Annotated in this window: 18 protein-coding genes; 8 read left to right on the top strand and 10 right to left on the bottom strand. The window is 69.4% G+C overall.

What is annotated here, in order from left to right:
- On the top strand, positions 1-1,380 hold the full coding sequence (locus WKR98_RS02515; RefSeq protein ID WP_124691725.1) for an NtaA/DmoA family FMN-dependent monooxygenase: 1,380 nt from the start codon (positions 1-3) through the stop codon (positions 1,378-1,380).
- On the opposite strand, the gene WKR98_RS02510 is transcribed toward WKR98_RS02515, so the two are convergent.
- A complete protein-coding gene (locus tag WKR98_RS02510) occupies positions 1,362-2,441 on the bottom strand; it encodes an Ig-like domain-containing protein (protein WP_341431952.1) in 1,080 nt (359 codons plus the stop codon). The genes WKR98_RS02515 and WKR98_RS02510 overlap by 19 nt on opposite strands.
- Before the next feature lie 206 nt (positions 2,442-2,647).
- Here WKR98_RS02510 and WKR98_RS02505 point away from each other — a divergent pair, with 206 nt between their 5' ends.
- On the top strand, positions 2,648-4,906 hold the full coding sequence (locus WKR98_RS02505; RefSeq protein ID WP_341431951.1) for a sensor histidine kinase: 2,259 nt from the start codon (positions 2,648-2,650) through the stop codon (positions 4,904-4,906).
- Entirely contained in the window at positions 4,903-5,529 is a 627-nt protein-coding gene (locus WKR98_RS02500) for a response regulator transcription factor (RefSeq protein ID WP_341431950.1), read from the top strand. Before WKR98_RS02505 ends, WKR98_RS02500 begins: the two co-directional genes overlap by 4 nt.
- A 10-nt stretch (positions 5,530-5,539) precedes the next feature.
- On the opposite strand, the gene WKR98_RS02495 is transcribed toward WKR98_RS02500, so the two are convergent.
- Complete coding sequence (locus tag WKR98_RS02495; protein WP_341431949.1) at positions 5,540-6,376, bottom strand: NAD(P)-dependent oxidoreductase; 837 nt, start codon at positions 6,374-6,376, stop codon at positions 5,540-5,542.
- A gap of 113 nt (positions 6,377-6,489) precedes the next feature.
- Here WKR98_RS02495 and WKR98_RS02490 point away from each other — a divergent pair, with 113 nt between their 5' ends.
- The 3 genes from WKR98_RS02490 (at position 6,490) to WKR98_RS02480 (ending at position 8,708) form a co-directional block, all read left to right on the top strand.
- Positions 6,490-6,993 carry an acyl-CoA thioesterase gene (locus tag WKR98_RS02490; RefSeq protein ID WP_341431948.1) on the top strand — a complete coding sequence of 168 codons (504 nt, stop codon included), beginning with the start codon at positions 6,490-6,492 and terminating at the stop codon, positions 6,991-6,993.
- An 88-nt stretch (positions 6,994-7,081) separates the two neighbouring features.
- Positions 7,082-8,032, top strand: coding sequence for an aldo/keto reductase (locus WKR98_RS02485; protein WP_341431947.1), 951 nt, complete (start codon positions 7,082-7,084; stop codon positions 8,030-8,032).
- Between the two features lie 115 nt (positions 8,033-8,147).
- Positions 8,148-8,708, top strand: a complete 561-nt coding sequence (locus WKR98_RS02480; protein WP_341431946.1) for a hypothetical protein — start codon at positions 8,148-8,150, stop codon at positions 8,706-8,708.
- On the opposite strand, the gene WKR98_RS02475 is transcribed toward WKR98_RS02480, so the two are convergent.
- Both WKR98_RS02475 and WKR98_RS02470 read right to left on the bottom strand, forming a co-directional pair.
- Positions 8,683-9,918: a PepSY-associated TM helix domain-containing protein gene (locus tag WKR98_RS02475; RefSeq protein ID WP_124692521.1), complete on the bottom strand. Its 1,236-nt coding sequence runs from the start codon at positions 9,916-9,918 to the stop codon at positions 8,683-8,685. The genes WKR98_RS02480 and WKR98_RS02475 overlap by 26 nt on opposite strands.
- Positions 9,919-10,026: 108 nt before the next feature.
- Complete coding sequence (locus tag WKR98_RS02470) at positions 10,027-11,229, bottom strand: 3-hydroxybenzoate 6-monooxygenase (protein ID WP_341431945.1); 1,203 nt, start codon at positions 11,227-11,229, stop codon at positions 10,027-10,029.
- A gap of 111 nt (positions 11,230-11,340) precedes the next feature.
- Between WKR98_RS02470 and WKR98_RS02465 the strand changes: the two genes are divergently transcribed.
- On the top strand, positions 11,341-12,282 hold the full coding sequence (locus WKR98_RS02465; protein WP_341431943.1) for a LysR family transcriptional regulator: 942 nt from the start codon (positions 11,341-11,343) through the stop codon (positions 12,280-12,282).
- Here WKR98_RS02465 and WKR98_RS02460 read toward each other — a convergent pair.
- A complete protein-coding gene (locus WKR98_RS02460; protein WP_124691715.1) occupies positions 12,242-12,556 on the bottom strand; it encodes a 2Fe-2S iron-sulfur cluster-binding protein in 315 nt (104 codons plus the stop codon). The genes WKR98_RS02465 and WKR98_RS02460 overlap by 41 nt on opposite strands.
- A gap of 172 nt (positions 12,557-12,728) precedes the next feature.
- Between WKR98_RS02460 and WKR98_RS02455 the strand changes: the two genes are divergently transcribed.
- Positions 12,729-14,381, top strand: a complete 1,653-nt coding sequence (locus WKR98_RS02455; protein ID WP_341431942.1) for a hybrid sensor histidine kinase/response regulator — start codon at positions 12,729-12,731, stop codon at positions 14,379-14,381.
- A gap of 3 nt (positions 14,382-14,384) precedes the next feature.
- Here the strand turns inward: WKR98_RS02455 and WKR98_RS02450 are convergent, their stop codons facing one another.
- Genes WKR98_RS02450 through WKR98_RS02430 form a run of 5 tightly spaced genes read right to left on the bottom strand, consistent with a single transcriptional unit; the run spans position 14,385 to position 19,468 of the window.
- Positions 14,385-15,617: a cystathionine gamma-synthase family protein gene (locus tag WKR98_RS02450; RefSeq protein ID WP_341431941.1), complete on the bottom strand. Its 1,233-nt coding sequence runs from the start codon at positions 15,615-15,617 to the stop codon at positions 14,385-14,387.
- A gap of 38 nt (positions 15,618-15,655) precedes the next feature.
- The gene (locus tag WKR98_RS02445; RefSeq protein WP_341431940.1) at positions 15,656-16,594 is read right to left on the bottom strand and encodes a LysR family transcriptional regulator; all 939 of its coding nucleotides are present in this window, start codon (positions 16,592-16,594) and stop codon (positions 15,656-15,658) included.
- Positions 16,595-16,631: 37 nt separating this feature from the next.
- Entirely contained in the window at positions 16,632-17,408 is a 777-nt protein-coding gene (locus WKR98_RS02440; RefSeq protein WP_341431939.1) for a maleate cis-trans isomerase family protein, read from the bottom strand.
- 26 nt (positions 17,409-17,434) lie between these two features.
- Positions 17,435-18,406 (bottom strand): Bug family tripartite tricarboxylate transporter substrate binding protein, encoded by a 972-nt coding sequence (locus tag WKR98_RS02435; protein ID WP_341431938.1) that lies wholly within the window; start codon positions 18,404-18,406, stop codon positions 17,435-17,437.
- 24 nt (positions 18,407-18,430) lie between these two features.
- Positions 18,431-19,468, bottom strand: coding sequence for a glutamate cyclase domain-containing protein (locus tag WKR98_RS02430; RefSeq protein ID WP_341431937.1), 1,038 nt, complete (start codon positions 19,466-19,468; stop codon positions 18,431-18,433).
- Between the last annotated feature and the right edge of the window lie 70 nt (positions 19,469-19,538).

Below are 19,538 nucleotides of genomic sequence, written 5' to 3'. Positions count from 1 at the left end.
ATGAGCCACCCCACCCGCCGCCTGCACCTGGGCCTGATGTTCTGGGCCACCGGCACCCACGCCGCCGGCTGGCGCCTGCCGGACGCCAGGGAAGACGCGGCGTTCGACATCGAGTTCCTGCAGCACGTGACGCAAGTCGCCGAGCGGGCCCGGTTCGACTTCCTGTTCCTGGGCGACCGGCTGGCCACGGATCCGCGGCTGCAACGCACCAATCCCGCGCAGATGTCGCGGCTGGAGCCGTTCACGACGGCCGCCAGCCTGGCCGCCGCCACGTCGCGGATCGGCATCGTCGTCACCGCCAATCCCACCTACTACGACCCCTATTCGGTGGCGCGCCTGATGGGGTCGCTGGACCACGTCAGCGCGGGCCGCGCGTCCTGGAACATCGTGACCGGCGCCGACGACATCGCCGCCGCCAACTTCAGCCGCACCGAGCATTGGGAAACGGGCAAGCGCTACGACTGGGCCGACGAGTTCGTCGACGTGGTGAAGGCATTGTGGGACGGCGCGCCGTCGGCCGAGGCTCCCGCGGGCGTTCCGCTGGATCACGACGGACGGCACTTCCGCATCGCTGGTCCGCTGGACGTTCCACGCTTGCCGCAGCGCCATGCGGTGATCCTGCACGCCGGTACCTCTGACCGGTCGCGCGAACTGGGCGCGCGCGAGGCGGACGTCATCTTCGCCGGCCAGCCCGACATTCCGTCGGCCCAGGCCTATTATGCCGACATCAAGCAGCGCGCCGCCCGCTACGGACGCGGCGAACACGAGATCGCCATCCTGCCGGGCCTCACGCCCATCGTCGCGCCCACGACCGAGGAAGCCGTGGCGATCTACGACCGGTTGAACGGCTTCCTGCCGCTGGATCCGGAGGAGGAGGCGGGCGAGGTGCGCAAGGGTGGATTGGGGCGCGGCCGCCGGCGCAACCTGAGCGCCTTGTCCGAGACCCTGGGCGTGGACGTGCGCGGCAACGACCCAGGCGCCGCCGTGGCGCCCGCGCTTTACGAGCAGGCGTCCGAAGCGGGGCGCAGGCTGATCGACGAGACCACCCGCCGTACCCGCCGGTCGCTGGCGGGGCCGGCGCGTATTTCCTATCGTGACCTGATCGACACGGCGGGGGCCATGGGGGCCATCGTGGTGGGCAACCCCGAGGAGGTCGCCGATTTCATCCAGGCCTGGTTCGACCAGCGGGCGGCGGACGGTTTCAACATATTTCCCGCCTACGTGCCTGGGGCCGTCGAGGCATTCGCGGAACGGGTCGTGCCGGTGCTGCAGCGGCGCGGCCTGTTCCGCCTGGACTACGAAGGCCCGACCTTCAGGGATCACCTGGGGCTGGGCCTGCCCGGTTCCCGCCGGGACCGGGATCAACTGGTGCGCTTGTAGGTATAGGTGTAGTCGAACCGGGTCGTGGTGGGCGGGATCGTGATGCCGCTGGCGGTGCCCGAGATCGACACCGAGCCCTTGCTCTTGAGCACGATGGTGCTGCCCACGCCGCAGCCGCCGCAGCCCTCGTAGCTGGTGGACAGGTCGCTGTAGCTGTAGCTCAGGCTGACGCCGGGGCCGGACACGCCGCCCGAGATGCCGCCGTACTGCTGCACCACTTGCCGGGCGCCGTCGGCGGAGGCCGGCACGGCGCCGAATTCGATGTTGCCGATGGTCTGCTCGAAAGGCACGCCGTTGGCCGAGCCCCGCACGTTCAGTTCCCACTTCGAGCCGGCCGGGATGGTGCTGCTCGTGCCGCCGCCGCTGAACGAGATGCCGGCCACGCTGATCGAGAAATCATAGGTGATGACGCTTTCGCCGACCTTGATCGTTTCCGAGCAGGACGTGGTGGAGCAACTGAGCGAAATCGATATGCCGTCCAGCACCGCGTCGAAGCCCTTGCCGTCGGCGGCGAAGCCGCGGCTGAAGAAGTCGAAGGTCTTGGGATCCACGCCCTTGGCCGTATAAAGCGCGGCGAAGTTGGCGTTCACACGCTTGGCGGCGGCCGTGATCGCGTCGCCTGCGAGGCGAGTGGTCTTCCAGCCCTCGAACAGCGCGGCCAGCGGCTTCCTGCCGCCGGCGTCATGCAGTGCCAGCGTGGTCAGCGGGGTGATGTTGGCGGTGCCCGCCGCTGCCGCGAACGAGTACAGCAGCGTGCCCGATCCGGTCGAGACCTTGAGCAGGTAGGGCGGCGCCGATTCGATGGTGACGCTGTAGCGGCCGTCGGCGCCGCTCTTGCCGGTGGCGGTGGCGCCCGCCGCGTTCACGACGGTGACGGTGGCGTTGGCCACGGCGGCGCCGGTGGCCGCCGTGCCCGACAGCGTGTCCGTCTTCGGTGCCGGGGGACTCGCGCCGCCGGAGGAAGAGCCGCCGTCGCCGCCGCAGGCGCCCAGGGCAAGTGCGAGGCAGGCGCACGCGGCAAGGCGCGCGGCGCGTGGCGGGAAGAACGGTAGCGTGATCATGGAATACCCTCGTGGCGTGGTTGGGACCCGCCGCGTTCGCGGCCGGCCGGGTGGTGTCCGGCGATTCTTCCCATGTGGGGCGCGGCGGACAATCCCGCGAACACGGGGTTGCCGGCAGGCGACGAATGGCTTGTACTGGCCGGGGTCTTTCTTCATCATCAGCGTGCCGCTCCCGTTCGCGTCCCGATCGCCGCTGGAATCCCGACATGTCCATCCATTCGTTCCTGGCCGTGCCTGCCCGCATCCTGCTGGCGGTGCTGGCGCTGTGCGCGGCCGCCGCCACGGCGGCTACCTGGGGGGCGTTGCAGACGCCCTGGCTGGGCATCGCATTCACCGTGGGCGAAGCCGGCAACGTGCGCGCGCGCGGGCTGCCCGGCGGTCCCGCCCACGGCATGGAGGAGGGCGCGTCGCGCCTGGCTCTCTCGCGTCCGGGAGAACGCGCCGGCCTGGACGTGGAATCCGACGACCTGATCGAAGAGCCCGATTTCTTCGACGAGTACGCGCGCATGAACCGGTTCTTCGACAGGCAGGGAAAGTTCCGCACGCTGCTGGACGGACCCGTGCAGGCCGAATGGACGAAGGCCGACGGCTCGCGCGCGACGCAGGTGTGGACGCCCGCGGCCCGTCCCTTGGGATCGCTGCCGGCGACGTTCTGGTTCCAGCTCGCCGTCAGTTTCGCCGGGTGCCTGATCGCATGCTGGGTATGGGCCTTGCGGCCGACGGACCTGGGCGCGGGCATGTTCGCGCTGACCGGCCTGGCCTTCCCCGCGTTCGCGGTGCCGGCGGCGATCTACAGCAGCCGCGAGCTGGCGCTGGGCGGGGAAATGTTCCACGCGCTATCCGCCGCCAATCATGCGGGCGCCTTCATGTTCGGATGCGCGCTGCTGGCGGTGTTCCTGTGTTATCCGAGGCGGCTGGTGCCGGTGGGCGCGCTGTGGGCGCTGCCCGTGGTGTATGGGGGCTGGTGGCTGGCCGACACGATGCAGTGGCTGCCCAGCCAGAACTGGACCCGCATGGGCATCATGTCCGAGATGCTGGGCGCGATCGCGCTGGCCGGCGTGCAGTGGAGAATGAGCCGCGGCCGTCCGCTGGACCGGGCCGCGCTGCGCTGGCTGGCCCTGTCCATGCTGGTGGGCAGCGGCCTGTTCGTCTTTTCCACGACCGGGTCCAAGGTGCTGGGCTTCTTTCCGCCCATCTCCCAGGGCTACGCCTTCGGCTACTTCCTGATCATCTACGTCGGGCTTGCGTTCGGCCTGCGCCGGTACCGGCTGTTCGACCTGGACCGCTGGGCCTACCGGATCCTGCTGTGGCTGGCCGGAGCGCTGGCGGTGGTGCTGATGGACGCGGCCCTGATCGTCTGGCTGCGCTGGAACCCGATGTTCTCGATGGGCGTGTCGCTGCTGCTGTGCGGCTGGCTGTATTTCCCGTTCCGCCAGTGGCTGTGGCGCCGGCTGACCGGTGCCCGGGGGGCGCGCGTCGACTCCGCCTTCCCCGACCTGATCCGCATCGCGTTCTCGCCGTCGCGCGGGGAACAGGAGCGCAGGTGGGACGCGCTGCTGGCGCAGTTGTTCGATCCGCTGGACATCCGCCGCCTTTCCCATGCCGAGGCCGAGGATCCCCGTTCGGCCACCTTGCTGGAGTCGGGGCAGGCGCTGTGGGTGCCGTCCTGCGGCGGCCTGGAGGCGCGGGTGCTGCGACTGGCCGATCGCGGCCGCCGGCTGTTCGCGCCGCACGACGCCGAGCTGGCGGCATCGCTGTCCAGCCTGGTGCAGAAGGCGGGCGAGGGGCGCGATTCCTACGAGCGGGGCGTGCGCGAAGAACGCCATCGCATCGCGCAGGACATGCACGACGACATCGGCGCGCGGCTGCTGATGCTGATCCACCAGGCGTCGCGCGCGGGCGATGGCGTGGCGGCCGACGTTGCCCGCGCGGCCATGAGCGACCTGCGCACCACGCTGTCGGCCCTGGAGGGCCATAGCCTGCCGCTGGCCGATGCCCTGGCCGACTGGCGCGCCGAGATGGCGACCCGCTGCGACGCGGCGGGCGTGGACTTCGTCTGGAACGAGTTCGTGCCGGCCATGCCGCTGCCCGACATGCAGTCGGCCCTGCCGGCCCGGATGAAGGCCACCCTGGAACGCGCCCTGCGCGAGGGCCTGTCGAACGCGCTCAAGCACGGCGGCCCGACCCGTATCGAAGTGGAGGTGCGGGCGGGCAACGGCCGGCTGGACATCGTCATGGTGGACGACGGCATGCGCGGCGCGGGCCATGGCGCGTCCGTCCTGGGGCCGGCCAGCATAGGCCTGGGCCTGGCCGGCATGCGGCGGCGCCTGGCCGAGTACCAGGGCGTCGTCGGGCTGGAACGCGGCGAGGACGGCTGCATCCTGAGGATCTTCCTGCCGCTGGGGGCCGGGCCCGTGGCCGGAGCGTCCGTGGAGCCGGCGGCGCCGGCGGAGGTGCGGGCATGAACGACATCCTGATCGTCGAGGACCTGCCGGAAGCGGCGGCCATGCTGAACGAGGCCGTGACGCTGGCCTTTCCGGAGGCGCACGTGCGCTGCGGCCAGGACCTGGCGCAGGCGGGCGCGGCCATCGCCGAGCGGGTGCCGGACCTGGCCCTGGTGGACCTGGGCCTGCCCGATGGCGACGGCACCGAGCTGATCGCCACCCTGACGCTGCGCCATCCGCGCTGCACCGTGGTGGTGTCCAGCATCACGGGCGAGGACAGCAAGCTGTTCGCGGCCTTGCAGGCCGGCGCGCAGGGCTATGTGCTGAAGGAGCATCCGCCGGCCCAGCTCGCGGCCATGCTGACCGGCATCGCCCAGGGCCAGCCGCCGCTGTCCCCCGCCATCGCGCGCCGGCTGCTGGATCATTTCCGCCTGCGGCCGGCCACGGTCATCAGCCCGCTGTCGGCCAGGGAGAACGAAGTGCTGGTGCTGCTGGCGCGGGGCCTGCGGCTGGGCGAGATCGCCACCGCGCTGGGCATCTCGCGCCATACCGTGGGCGACCACGTCAAGCACATCTACGAGAAGCTCAACATCGCCTCGCGCGCCGAGGCGGCGCTGCGCGCCAAGTCCTTCGGCCTGGTCTGACGGCGGCGGATCAGCGCCGCAGCCGGTCCAGCGCCTCGTCCATGGCGGGCGGCCGGGGGGCATCCTTGTAGACGTCCAGCCGCCGGAAGATGTCCGCCGCCGCGAGGTGAAAACCCGAAGGCAGTCCGGCGGCATGGAAGGTGGAGGCGATCTCTTCCATCTCGCCCACCCAGCGCCAGGCTTTTTCGGCCTTCTGCGCGACCTCTTCGGACCGCGCCGGCGTCTGCGGGCTGGACCGCTGCCATTCGGCCAGCAGGGCCGGCTCCACGCCTTCGTGGCGGGCCAGCGCGCGTATGCCGGCCAGCAGGGCGGTGGCGCCCTTGCTCCAGGCGGCATAGCAGATCTTCAGCGCCGAGGCGCTGCCGGCCGGGGAGTCCAGCGCGATGGCCTCGAGCGCGCTGCCTGCGAACAGCGCGGCGATGGCCGAAGCGCCGTCGCCGGCCAGGTAGAGGCGGGTGCTGCCCGCCGCGCGCGGCGGCTGGCCGATGATGCCGCCGTCGACGAAGCGCGCGCCGCCGGCGCGCACGGCTTCCTCGATCTGCCTGAGGGTGGCCGGCGAGACCGCGTTGGCATCGACGAACACGCCGCCGTATCCGTGGTGCGCGACGTCGCGGGCCAGATCGAGCGCGTTGTCCGGCGGGCAGACCGAGATGGCGATGTCGGCGGCCCGCAGCGTGTCGGCCAGGGGGCCGGCGTCTTCCAGGCCGGCCTTGCGCGCCCGTTCGGCCGTGGCGGCGCTGCGCCCGGCGGAACTCCAGAGCACGCGGTGGCCGGTGGAGACCAGGCAGGCGCCAAGGGCCGCGCCCATGGCGCCGGGATGCAGGAGGGCGATGGCGGGACGGGGCATGATGGCGTCTCCCGGAGGCGGATGATGGCGGGCGTCCATGTTAACGCCGCCGCGCGGGCCGCGTACGCGCTGGCTACAATGGCGCTGCTCCCTATTCGCGCAGAAGGTTCGCCATGAACGATTCCCAGCACAAGCTTTCCATGACGATCCTGATGACGCCCGACATGGCGAACTTCTCGGGCAACGTCCATGGCGGCACCATCCTCAAGTATCTCGACCAGGTCGCCTACGCCTGTGCCAGCCGCTACGCGGGGCGCTACGTGGTCACGCTGTCGGTCGACCAGGTCGTGTTCCGCCAGCCCATCCACGTGGGCGAACTGGTCACCTTCTACGCCGCGGTCAACTACACCGGGCGCACGTCCATGGAGATCGGCATCAAGGTCGTGACCGAGGACATCCGCAGCAAGACCGTGCGCCATGCCAACAGCTGCTATTTCACGATGGTCGCGGTGGGCGACGACGGCGTGCCGGTACCGGTGCCCCCGCTCGTGCCGCAGGACGAGGAAGAACGCCAGCGCTGCGAGGCGGCGCTGCTGCGGCGCGAGCTGCGGCAGGAAATGGAAAGGCGGCACCAACTGATCAAGGAACGCACCACGCACGCGGTCGGCGCGGCCTGAGTACATCGCTCATGCATGGCGGCCATTTGGACGGGCGGCAGGAATCTCCTACTATTTTCGGTTCCGTTTCCTTCCGTACGAGGCAGCCATGACCTATCGACCGCTCGGCACCACCGGCCTGCAGGTATTCCCCATCACTTTCGGCGGCAACGTGTTCGGCTGGACCCTGGACGAGGCCGCGTCGTTCGGCATCCTGGATGCGCTGGCCGACCGGGGCATGAACTTCATCGATACCGCCGACGCCTATTCGCGCTGGGTGCCCGGCAACCAGGGCGGCGAATCGGAAACCGTCATCGGCAACTGGTTCAAGCGCACCGGCAAGCGCGACCGCGTGATCCTGGCCACCAAGGTGGGCAAGCCCGCGCTGGGCAACCCGGGGGGACTGTCGGCCGCGTACATAGAAAAGGCGGTGGAAGGTTCGCTGCGCCGCCTGCGGACGGACTACATCGATCTGTACCAGGCCCATGACGACGATGCCTCGACGCCGCTCGAGGAAAGCCTGGCGGCCTTCGACCGGCTGGTGAAGGCCGGCAAGGTCCGCGCGATCGGCGCGTCCAACTACACCGCCGCCCGCTTCCAGGAGGCCCTGGACGTGAGCCGGGCCAACGGCCTTGCCGCCTATGCCACGCTGCAGCCCGAGTACAACCTGATCGAGCGCCAGGCGTTCGAGACCGAACTGGCGCCGGTGGCGCTGCGCAACCAGGTGGCCGTCATCAACTACTATGCGCTGGCCAGCGGCTTCCTGAGCGGCAAGTACCGCACCGCTGCCGATCTCGAAGGCAAGGCGCGCGGCAGCCGGGTGGGCACGTACCTGAACGATCGCGGCCTGCGCATCCTCGACGCCCTGGACCAGGTGGCCCAGCGGCACGGCTCGACCCCGGCGGCCGTGGCCCTGGCCTGGCTGCTGCACCAGCCCGCGGTAACGGCGCCCATCGCCAGCGCCACCTCGGCCGCTCAGCTCGATTCGCTGCAGGCCGCCGCCACGCTGGCGCTGGACGCGGAATCGCTGGACCAGCTTGCCAAGGCTAGCGCCTACTAGCGGCAGATGCCCAGGCCGGCGCGGCTCACGCCGGTCCATGCGTTGCGCATTGTTTGCAGTGCGATGGAAGGCTCGTCCGTAGACTCGCCCCAGGCTTGTCTTAGTGAGCACTTCCATGACCGAACTTACCGGCGAGCTGTCCGAGCGCCGCGCGGCGGGACCGCTGTGCGACCTGGGCTCCCTGATCCTGTCAGCCGTGGAGGACTACGACCTTTCGCCGGACGGCAACGTCCGCTATGTCGAGGCCGACGTGCCGGGCCACCCGCTGCTGGTGGCCGGCGCCGTTGAACACGTCTGCGGGCTGATCGATTCGGCCATCGCCTGCGTCGCCAGCCGCCCGGGCATCAACCGGCGCATCGTGGTCGGCGCCCGGCTGGACCTGGACCGCGTGCAACTGCGCGTCGGCCATGGCAACGGCGCCGGCGGCCACACGTCCGTGCCGGTCTCGCTGGACGAACTCCAGCCCTGGGGGCCGACGCGGGTCCGCGCCACGTTCGCCAAGGAACGGGCGCGCATGCTGCGATTGCTGGAGGTGCTGGACGCGACGCTGGTAATAGGCGTGGACGTCACCCTGGACGCCGTGGTCCTGTCCATCGTCTTTCCCGCCATCGGCGGCGGGCCGCGGCGCCGGCGACCCTATACCGTGGCCGTCAAGACAGGCCAGGCGAACTCGTAGCCGCGGCGGGCTGCATGCGGGCCCGCGCCGCCCTGGCCGAGGCCATCCGGCCCTTGCGCTTCTTCGCCCAGATCACGACGCCCGTCACGCTCAGGATGGCCACCGACAGTCCCAGCAGGGAAACGAAGATGCGGCCCGGAATGCCCAGGATGCGGCCGGAATGCAGCGGGAACTGGGCCTGCATGAAGACGTCGCCAGCGCTGCCGGTGCCGGGAATGTGCTTGCCCAGCAGTGCGCCGTTCTTTTCGTCGAAATACAGCCAGCTGTTGCCGAGCCCGCCGTCGCCGTGGTCGTTGCCGGGTTCGTAGAAGCCCACGCCATAGATGCCCTGCAACGCGCCGTAGAACACGGCGCCGGCCGGTTCGGCGATGCCCAGGCGCTCGGCCTCGGCCCTGCCCAGTTCGACGATCCGCGTCCGGGTCAGCGTCGGCATGATGGGCTGGTCCAGCGGGCGCAAGGGGCGCGTCTCGAACGGCGTGGGCGTCAGCGGCGAGATCTGGTTGACCACCGGGCGCACGACCTCGTTGCCGAGGTTGAGCGAGATCGAGGTTACCGCCAGCAGGAGCAGCAGCGCCCACAGCCAGACGCCGCCGGAGCGATGCACGTCGAAATTGAGCGCGTAGCCGCCCTTGCCGACCCGGAACGCGAACGACTTGCGCCAGGCGCGCCACGAGGGGAAGGACAGGTAGAGCGCGACGAAGCAGTCCAGGAACCAGGCGATGCTGACCAGCCCCATGAACCACATGCCCAGCTCCACGCCCTTCACGTCGGGCAGGTGCATGGTGTAGTGCAGCTTGTACAGGAAAGGCAGCAGGTTCTCGCGGCTGAGCGAAATAGCGCCCCACTCGCGCCGGCCCTGGACGTCGCCGGTGACCGGATCGAGCGCGACCTGGTTGAAGTCCAGCGGGAAGGCCTTGCCGGTGGCCGGGTCGATGCGGCCGGTGACCGAGACCAGCAGGGCATGGCCGGGTTCGACCTCCAGCGGGCTGAAGGTGACCATCAGGCGCGGGTCCTCGGCTTCCAGCCGGGCGATCAGGGTCTCGACCGGCAGCGGCTCGCCCTGCGTGGCGGGCTCGAACAACTGCGGGTTCAGCCAGGCGTCGAGCTCGTGGTCCCACGAAATGAAGGCGCCGGTCAGGCCGGCGATGAACAGGAAGGCGGCGACGCCCAGGCCCAACCAGCGGTGTAGCAGGACTCCGAATTTGCGCAACATGAGGCTAAGGTCGCGCCTTTGGAGAGGCCGCGATTCCCGGAAGGTTGAAAATTCCGGGAATGATAACGCGAATTAGTCTTATTTAATTAATCGGCCGCCGATCGGTTACACCACCGGATTCAGGCAGGTCTCCACGCGCCAGCCGTACAGCCACTGCATCGCGTCGTAATACTGTTCCTGCTTGCGGCCCACCCACAGCGAATTGCGCACCAGGCGCTCGACGCCCTTGGCGTGGTAGAGCGTGCCCATGGCCCGGGTGGACAGCACCACGCGCGCCGTGCGGGTAATGCGCGAGTTCTCGTACAGCCGGAACGCGGCTTCCAGGTCGCCCCGGGCGTGGCGTACCGCCGCGCCCAGCGTGGCGGCGTCTTCCAGCGCCATGCAGGCGCCCTGCGCCAGGTACTGGGTCATCGGGTGGGCGGCGTCGCCCAGCACGGTGGCGCGGCCCTGGCCCCAGCGCGGCTGGGGGTCGCGGTCGGCGGTGGCCCAGCGCTTCCAGGACGTGGGACGGTGCAGCATCTGGTGCGGGCGGGGGTGGATGCCCTCGAAGTAGGACAGCACTTCTTCCTTGCTGCCCTCGCGCACGCCCCAGACCTCGGGTTCGCGGCTGTGGAAGGTGACCACCAGGTTGTACTGGTGCCCGTTGCGCAGCGGATAGTGGACGAGGTGGCAGTTGGGGCCGGCCCAGACCACCGGGGCATTGATCTTGAGGTCGTCGGGCATGTCGGCCTCGTCCACCACGGCGCGGTAGACCACGTGGCCCGTTACCCTGGCCTCGTCGCCGATCAGCGTGTCGCGTATCACCGATTTCACGCCGTCGGCGCCGACCACCGCATCGGCCGTGTGGCGGCCGCCCTGGTCGTCCACCACCGTGGCCTTGCCGTCGCCCAGCTCCAGGGCCTGCACGCGGGTGGAGGTCTTGAAGCGGATCAGCGGATGGACCTGCACCGCTTCCAGGATGGACAGGTGGATGTCGGCGCGGTGAATGACGGCGTAGGGATTGCCGAAGCGCTTGCGGAACGCCTCGCCCACGTCGAAGCCGCCGACCTCGGTGGCATCGACCGCGTCCATCATGATCAGGCGTTCGGTGAAGACGGCGCGGCGCCGCGCGGCCTCGCCCACGCCCAGCGCGTCCAGCGCGGCGAAGGCGTTGGGGCCGAGCTGGATCCCGGCGCCGATCTCGCCGATGGTGGGGCTTTGTTCCAGCAGCTCGACCGCCACGCCTTCCCGGGCCAGCGCCAGCGCGGCCGCCAGGCCGCCGATGCCGCCGCCCACCACGATGGCGGTTGCTTGGGTTCCGGTAGTCATGATGTCTCCTCGGGTGAAATCTGGCGCCATGTTAGTGAGCGGGCGCGCTTGACTCCATGGAGCGGTATCGATAGGCTGAATTGAAATATTCGATACGGTTCGTCAAAAGACTTGGAAAATATCGATACGAAGCTGCTGCGGGTATTCGACGAGATCCGCCGCACCGGCAGCGTCTCGGCCGCGGCCGAACGCATGGGCATGAGCCAGTCCACGATGAGCTTCTTCCTGGCCAAGCTGCGCGAGCTGTTCGACGACCCGCTGTTCGTGCGCACCACCACGGGCATGGAGCCCACCGCCCGGGCGCTGGAACTCGAAGGCCGGGTGGCCGCCGCGCTGGCCGCGGTGCAGGCGCTGCTCGAACCTCCGGTCTTCCTGCCGGCGGCGTCCGACCGCGTCTTCCGGCTGTGCATGACCGACATCAGCCACATCGTGCTGCTGCCGCGCATCGTGAATCGCCTGCGCGACGCGGCGCCCGCGGTGCGCATCGAGATCTTCCGCATCGGACCCGACACGCCGGGCCGCATGGAAAGCGGCGAGGCGGACCTGTCCATCGGTTTCATGCCGCAGCTGGATGCCGGCTTCTATCGCCAGCGGCTGTTCGAGCAGGACTTCGTGTGCGTGGCCGGGCCGCGCCATCCGCGCATACGCCGCACGTTCACGCGCGCCGATTTCGCCCGCGAGGGCCACGTCGACGTCTCGCCCTCGACCACCAGCCAGCTGATCGTGGAGCAGGCCATCCGTCGTGCCGGGCTGGAGCGGCAGGTGGTGCTGCGGCTACCCAGCTACCTGGGCCTGGCGGCGATCATCGCGCAGACCGATTTCGTCGCCACGGTGCCGAGCCTGTTGGGCGAGATCGTGGCGCGGCAGGAAGGCCTGCGGGTGCATGCGCCGCCCATCGCGATCGAGCGCTACGCGGTCAACCAGTACTGGCACGCGCGCTTCCACCGGGATCCCGGCCACGCCTGGCTGCGCCAGACCCTGGCCGAGCTGTTCATGGACACGGGCGTCGCCGTCAGCCCGCCGCGTCGGCGGTCTTCTCGGCGTGCGGATTGACCATGACGATGGGCGCGGTGGCCACGGCCACGCAGGGCAGGATGAAGCCCTCCTGTTTTTCCTGCGCGCTCAGGCCGGGCCACTCGACCACGTAGCGGACGCTGCCGCTTTCCATGCGCGAGAAGCAGGTCCGGCAGGTGCCGTTGCGGCAGATGGTGGGCAGCCGTATGCCGGCGCGCCGCGCGGCCTGGAACAGGTTCTCGTCCTTGCCGGCGGCGAAGGTCCATTGCTGGGGATCGAGAGTGACGGGGTAGGTATCGGCGGAAGCGTTCACGGCGGACAGGTCAGGCGGGGCAGGGCGAGGCCCGATGGGCGGGATGCTAGCATCCCCCGCCCGGCCGCGGGGGTCACAAGGGTCATGCCTTGAAACACATGTCCCCGGAGGTGGCCACGGAGGCGCGGGTACACTTCGCCATCGACGGGCAACCAGCGGAGCGGCGACGCGTATGCAGCCGTGGGATATCGCATCCTACAGGTTCAGGGGCCAGCGACGCCTGGATGATCAGGCCGCCGCCGACGCCTTGCGACGCAGCGAGGACCGCTACCGGCAGTTGTTCGAATCCATCGACCAGGGGTTCTGCGTCCTGCAGATGCTCTTCGAAAGCGGCAAGCCGGTCGATTATCGCTTCCTCGAGATCAATCCCGCCTTCGAGGCCCATACCGGCTTGCGCCACGCGCTGGGCAAGCGCATGCGCGAGCTGTCTCCCGACCACGAGGAACACTGGTACCAGATCTACGGCGACGTCGCGCTGACCGGACAGCCGGCCCGCTTCGAGCACCATGCCGAAACGCTGGGGCGCTGGTTCGACGTCTACGCCTTCCGCCTGGGCGAGCCCGACGAGGCCACCGTTGCCGTGCTGTTCAGCGACATCACCGAACGCTACCTGATGGAGGCGCAGCGCGAGCAACTGCTGGCCGCCGAGCGCGCCGCCCGGCACGACGCCGAGACCGCCACCCGCATGAAGGACGAGTTCCTGGCCACGCTGTCGCACGAGCTGCGCACGCCGTTGTCCGTCATCATCGGCTGGAGCCAGTTGCTGCTCAAGCGTGCGGCGGACAACGAGCAACTGAGCAAGGGGCTCTCGACCATATTGCAGAGCGCCCGTACTCAGGCCACGCTGATTTCCGACATGCTGGACATGAGCGCGATTTTCCTGGGCAAGGTCAAGCTCGACCTGGAACCCCTGGACGGCTTCGAGCACGTGGCGCGCGTCGTGCAATCGAGCGAGCCGTCCATGCAGAGCAAGGGAATACGGCTGGAGTTCCAGCACAGCTTCGAGGTCTGCCTGGTGCTGGCCGACCCCGCGCGATTGCAACAAATCTTGTGGAACCTGCTGTCCAACGCGATCAAGTTCACGCCACCCAACGGCCGTATCAGCATCGCGGCGCGCCGCACCGACACGCGTTTCGAAATCGCGGTGGCAGACAGCGGCGTGGGCATCGAGCCCGATTTCCTTCCTCATCTGTTCGACCGCTTCCGCCAGGCGGACGGCTCGACGTCGCGGCGCTACGGCGGCCTGGGGCTGGGCCTGTCCATCGTCAAGCAACTGGTCGAGATGCATGGCGGCGAGGTCTGGGCCGAGAGCGAAGGGATGAACCGCGGCGCCTGTTTCACGGTCAGCCTGCCGGTGTACCGGTCGCCGCTTGTCGCTTCCGAGACCGGCGACGTCCAGGGCGAGAAGGGGGACCTGCTGCATGCCGACAGCCTGGCGGGCCAGCTCATCCTGGCGGTGGAAGACCAGCCCGACATGCTCGAGTACCTGACCCACCTGCTGCGCGAATACGGCGCCGAAGTCACGGGCGTGACCTCGGCCTACGCGGCGCTGGAGGAACTGGCCGGGCGCGGCGCCGGCTTCTATTCCGCGCTGGTGGCCGACATCGGCATGCCGGGCATGGACGGCTACCAGTTGATCGAGACGGTGCGCAAGGGCATGGGCCTGGATGGCACGGCCCTGCGCGCGGTGGCGGTCACCGCCCTGGCGCGCGAGGACGATCGCCGGCGCGCGCTGGAGAGCGGTTTCCAGGCCCACGTGACCAAGCCCTACCGGGCCGCGACGCTGATCGCGGCGATACGCGGCCTGAATGAGGACGCGGGCTAGGGCCTAGACGGCGTCGCAGGCCTGGGCGAAGTCGCCCAGCAGATCCTCGGGGTCCTCGATGCCGACCGAGACGCGTATCAGCGAATCGGCGATGTCCATCTCGCGCCGCCGCTCGGGGCCCATTTCCCAATAGATGGTCTGCGCCACCGGGATGGCCAGCGTGCGGTTGTCGCCCAGGTGGGTGGCGGAAATGACCACGCGCAGCTGGTTCTGGAAATGCACCGGATCGAGCCCGTCCTGCAATTCGAACGCGAGCAGGGCGCCGCCCCGCTTGAACAGGGCGCGGGCGCGCTCGTGCTGCGGATGGTCGGGCAGGCTGGGGTGATAGACGCGCTTGATCTTGGGATGGGCGGCCAGTTGCGCGGCCAGCGCGGCGGCGGTCGCGCAGGCGCGCTCCATGCGCAGGCTTAGTGTTTCGGCCCCGGCGGCGATGCGGTGCGCAGCCTCGGAACCCAGGGTCGCGCCCATGTCGCGCAGGCCCTTCTTCTTGATCTGCTGCAGGCCCTGCATGGCCGGCTTGGTGCTGCGGTACGACGGGCTGATGTTGGGATAGGCGGTCCAGTCGAACAGGCCGGTGTCGGTGATCGCGCCGCCCAGCGCGTTGCCGTGGCCGCAGATGTACTTGGTGAGCGAGTTGATGCTCAGGTCGGCCTGCACCGTCTTGGGACGGAACAGGTAGGGCGAGGTCATGGTGTTGTCGACCACGTACAGCACGCCGCGGGCCTTGCACAGCGCGCCGATCTCGGCCAGCGCGGCGACCTGCGTGCGGGGATTGGCGATGGTTTCGACGAACACCAGGCGGGTGTTGGGGCGCAGCGCGCGCTCGACGTTGGCCGCGTCGGTGGCGTCGACGAAATCCACCTCCACGCCCAGGCCCTTCATCGTGGCGAACAGGCTGTTGGTATTGCCGAACAGGAAGCCGCTGGAGACCACGTGGTCGCCTTCGCGCAGCAGGGTGGTCAGCACCGCGGCGATGGCCGCCATGCCGGTCGAGAACGAGACGGTGCCGATGCCGTCCTCCATCTCGGTGAGCTTGGCTTCGAGCGCCGCGGTGGTGGGGTTGCCCTGGCGGCCGTACGAGTATCCCGGATTGCGGCCCTGGAACACGTCGACCAGGGTTTGCGCGTCGCCGTAGCCGAAGGCGGAGGCGGTGTGCATGGGTTTGTGCAGCGCTCCATGCTCGACCGAGCCGCGGCGGTCGCTGTGCAGGATGCGGGTGGTGAAGCCTTCGGACATGATCTGGACTGGACTATCTAGGGAGGGTGGCCGGTATTTTAATCCTTGCCCGTCCGCGGGGTCCGGGCGCCCAGTTCCCCCAGTTTGTCGTCCACCACGCGCCTGAGCGCCCGGGTCAGCGCGGCCGCGGCATCCGGCCTGGGCACGTTGCGCCGGTAGACGGCCGAGAAATCCAGCGATATGGCCGGCGTGAAGGGCCGGATGGCGACCTTGGGGGTGCGATGGCCGATGATGGCGATGGGGTCGATGACCGCGATTCCTATCCCGCGGCTGACGTAGCCGATGGCCGAGGACGAGTGCATGGTCTCGACGCGGATGTTGGGCCGCACGCCGGCCGTCAGCATCGCGTTGTTGAGCTGCATGCGCTGGCGGCTGGCCTGGCCCAGCGCGACGAAGTCCTGGCCGTCCAGGTCGTTGACCGAGATCCGCTTCTTGCGCGCGAGCGGATGGGCGGCGGGCATGACGCAGACTGCCTGGGTCGAGGGAAAGGGGTCGTGCTCCAGGCCGTCCGGATCCGGCGGCATCGTGCCGAACACGATGTCCAGCTGCGCGTGGAGCAGCATGGAGACGAGGTTGATCGAGCTGTCGGGATGGACGGAGACGATGACGTCGGGATGGTCCCGCAGCAGTAGTCCGATGGCTTCCGGCAGGCAGTGCGAGGCGAGATTGGGCATGGTTCCCACGTGCAGGTAGCCCGCCGTCGACAGCCGGATCGCGCGCGCCGCCTCGCGGATCCGGTCGGCGCCGGTGAAGTGCCGCTCCACTTCGCTGTACAGCCGGACCGCCGCTTCGGTCGCGATGATCTGCACGCCCTGGCGCTGGAACAGCACCAGCTTCAACTCGTGCTCGAGATCGTGGATCAGCCGCGAGACCGCCGGCTGGGAAATGGACATCGCATGGCCGGCGCCCGTCATGCTGCCGGTCAGCATGACGGCGCGGAATGCTTCGAGTTGGCGGAAGTTCAGCGGACGTGCCAAGGTGGCAAGGCGGTTATCGAAGCTCGGACGAGGCCGATCATACTTCGAAGGCGGCGTCGTCGATAGGCGCGAGGCACGTCTCGAGCAGCCTGCCATGGCCCCCGATCGCGTCGTTCAGGCCCAGGCGGCGCAGACATGCCCAGAAGCATGCCTGGTTGCTGGTGATGACCGGCTTGCCCAGATCCCGCTCCAGCGCCGCGACCACGCCCAGCGACGCCAGGTTGGTGCAGGAAATGAACACGGCGTCGGCCTCCGGGCGGTCGGCCTGGCGCGCCAGCCGGTACAGGGCCTCGGGCGGAACCCGGCCGATGGCGCGGCGTTCCTCCTGGGTTTCGCCAAGCTCCAGGCCGTGCAGCGATGTCACGCCGAACCCGTATTCCTCCAGGAATTCCCGCTCGCGCCGGTTGACGAGCTGCACATAGGGCGTGGCCACGGCCACGTTGCGCACACCCAGCGCCCGCAGCGCCGCGACCACGGCCCCCGAGGCGGCCAGCGCCGGCGCGCCCGCCCGCTTGCCGATGTCCGCCACGATCTCGGACATGGGGCACATGAACGAGCCCGAGGTGCAGCCGTAGGCGACGATGTCGACCTCGGCGGTGGCCAGCTGGTCGGCGGCCGAGCGGGTCGCCTCGGCCATCGCGACGTAGGATTCCCGGGTCATGCTGCCCAGCAGCATGGCGCGGGCCGTGAACACGCCCACGCCCTCGGGCGCCATGCGCCAGAACTCGGGCTCGTTGATGGTGTTGGTGGAGGGAACGATCAGGCCGATCTTCGCCTTCCAGCCATAGGGTGCGTACAGGGAAACGGCCTTCATGGACTTGCTCCTTCCTGGTTCCCGGGTCATTCGAGCCGTATCCCCATGCTGCGGATCAGTTCGCCGTATTTCTTTTCCTCGGCTACCAGGAGCTGGCCCAGTTCGGCGGGAGTGCTGCCGACCACTTGCGCGCCGGCGTCCTCGAGGCGCTTGCGGACCTCCGGCAGCTTCAGGGTCGCCACGATCTCGCGATTGAGCTGGTCGATGCGGGCGGCCGGAGTGCCGGCCGGCGCCAGCACCGCGCCCCAGGATTCGGCGCGGAATCCCGGATAGCCGGCCTCGGCCACCGTGGGGATGTCCGGATACCGCGGGAGCCGGTCGGCGCCCGCGGCCAGGATCTTGAGGTTGCCCGCGGCCACGTGCGGCTGCACGGCGCCCAGCGTGTCGAACACGATCTGCGTGCGGCCCGCGATGAGGTCCATGTGCGCCGCCGCGCTGCCCTTGTAGGGAACGTGGGTCATCTTGAGCCCGGCCAGGTCGGCGAACCACTGGCCGAAGACGTGGACGTTGCTGCCGTTGCCGGCCGAGGCGAAGGCGAGCTGGTTCGGCCGGGCGCGCACGTAGGCCACCAGTTCCGGCACGTTGTTCACCGGCAGCGAAGGCGAGGCCACCAGCACCATCGCCGTGCGCGTCGCCAGCGTGACGGGCGCGAAGTCCTTGATGGGATCGAAGGGCAGGTCGGGGACGAGCGCGCGGCCGAAGACGTGCGAGCTGACGACGTACACCAGCGTATTGCCGTCGGGCGCGGCCTTGGCGACCTGCGCCGTGCCGATCGCGCCATTGGCGCCCGGTTTGTTTTCCACCACCACGGGCTGGTGCAGCCGCGCGGTCAGGTGTTCGGACAGCAGCCGCGCCGTGATGTCGGCCAGGCCGCCCGAGGCGTAGGGAACGACGATGCGCAGCGGACGGCCGGAGGCGGGCGTCTGGGCGTGGGCGGTGCCCAGTGCGCCCAGCGTGAGGGACAGGCAGGCGGCGATGCGCCTGAACGAAGCAGACATGTCGGATTCTCCCGAGGTAGAAATCTAGCGGTCGAGCGTGCCGTGGGACAGGCCGCGGTCGGGCGGCGCGATGTTGACGCGCACCATATCGCGCAGAAGCTGGATGATCGCCATCGAGCTTTCGCCTTCGGTGCCGTCGACGATGAAGCGCGAGGTGCAATAGCGCATCTCCCAGCCGCCCGCGTCCAGGCAGGCGCGCAGCACGTCGCGCTCGATGGCGGGCGTGTACAGGACGTCGAGCCGGCGGCACAGGAAGGCCAGCATGGCGCACAGCCCGTAGGCGCCCCAGTTGGAAATCGAGGCCGGCAGGAAGATGTCGGTCGCGACCGTGGTCGGCACACCTACCCCGCCTTCGTACTGGCAGCGCCGGCCGTAGGGGTGGAAGGATTTCATGAAGTCGAAGATCCGGCCGAAGCCGATCTCGTTGCCGTTGTCGCCGATGCCGATGGACAGGATTTCGCGCTCCGCGGCCTGCGCGAAGAGCGGCGAAAGGTCGACGCACGGCTGGGGCCGCACCCCCGTGGAATAGTGGATCAGCCCGTGCTCGTTGGGCCCCAGGCGTTCGATCGACACGATGGCCCGGGGACGGTAGTCGTCCAGCAGGCCGGCGGCCCAGGCCTGCACCTCGTCCTGGCTCTGGGGCGAGGTCGCCAGCGCGGCGCCCATCCGGCGGTCGCGGCATAGCGCAAAGTCGCGCACCATGATGCCGGCGGCCTGGCTGCTGGCCACGACCGGCGGGGCGTGGCAGGGTTCGGTCACGAACACCGGCACCGCCTGCAGGCCCCAGAACAGGGCATGGGCCAGGGCCGCCGCGCCGGGCGGGCCGTCGCTCTCGCCGTTGGGCGCCTCGGGCGCGTAGCCGGCGCCGGTCACGATCAGGACGCGGTCGCCGGGGCGCACGGCATCGAACAGGGCCTGCGCGGCGCGCGCGCTGATCGGCCGGCCGCCGCCTTCGGCGCGCGCCCGGTCGTAGATCGGGCCGATGATGTTGTGGTTCATTGCGCGGTTGCGCATTTCGACCGTGACGAGACGGTCGACGTATTCGCCGATGATGTCCGGCATCGGAGGCTCCCGGATGGCTCTGGATTAGACTGGAGCCATTCTGGGTCGTAGCGCGTCGGACGGCATAATC

This window comes from Pigmentiphaga sp. YJ18, assembly GCF_038066655.1.
GTDB lineage: Bacteria > Pseudomonadota > Gammaproteobacteria > Burkholderiales > Burkholderiaceae_B > Pigmentiphaga.
Note: the sequence above shows the minus strand (reverse complement) of the source record. Positions and strands in the feature narration are given on the sequence as shown.

Coding starts and splice junctions, on each gene's coding strand:
- WKR98_RS02495 (WP_341431949.1), bottom strand. CDS start 6,376: ATGCCCCGTCCCGCCATCGCCCTCCTGCATCCCGGCGCCATGGGCGCG.
- WKR98_RS02470 (WP_341431945.1), bottom strand. CDS start 11,229: ATGACTACCGGAACCCAAGCAACCGCCATCGTGGTGGGCGGCGGCATC.
- WKR98_RS02430 (WP_341431937.1), bottom strand. CDS start 19,468: ATGCCGGACATCATCGGCGAATACGTCGACCGTCTCGTCACGGTCGAA.
- WKR98_RS02440 (WP_341431939.1), bottom strand. CDS start 17,408: ATGAAGGCCGTTTCCCTGTACGCACCCTATGGCTGGAAGGCGAAGATC.
- WKR98_RS02485 (WP_341431947.1), top strand. CDS start 7,082: ATGACCTATCGACCGCTCGGCACCACCGGCCTGCAGGTATTCCCCATC.
- WKR98_RS02450 (WP_341431941.1), bottom strand. CDS start 15,617: ATGTCCGAAGGCTTCACCACCCGCATCCTGCACAGCGACCGCCGCGGC.
- WKR98_RS02510 (WP_341431952.1), bottom strand. CDS start 2,441: ATGATCACGCTACCGTTCTTCCCGCCACGCGCCGCGCGCCTTGCCGCG.
- WKR98_RS02435 (WP_341431938.1), bottom strand. CDS start 18,406: ATGTCTGCTTCGTTCAGGCGCATCGCCGCCTGCCTGTCCCTCACGCTG.
- WKR98_RS02455 (WP_341431942.1), top strand. CDS start 12,729: ATGCAGCCGTGGGATATCGCATCCTACAGGTTCAGGGGCCAGCGACGC.
- WKR98_RS02515 (WP_124691725.1), top strand. CDS start 1: ATGAGCCACCCCACCCGCCGCCTGCACCTGGGCCTGATGTTCTGGGCC.
- WKR98_RS02505 (WP_341431951.1), top strand. CDS start 2,648: ATGTCCATCCATTCGTTCCTGGCCGTGCCTGCCCGCATCCTGCTGGCG.
- WKR98_RS02490 (WP_341431948.1), top strand. CDS start 6,490: ATGAACGATTCCCAGCACAAGCTTTCCATGACGATCCTGATGACGCCC.
- WKR98_RS02500 (WP_341431950.1), top strand. CDS start 4,903: ATGAACGACATCCTGATCGTCGAGGACCTGCCGGAAGCGGCGGCCATG.
- WKR98_RS02480 (WP_341431946.1), top strand. CDS start 8,148: ATGACCGAACTTACCGGCGAGCTGTCCGAGCGCCGCGCGGCGGGACCG.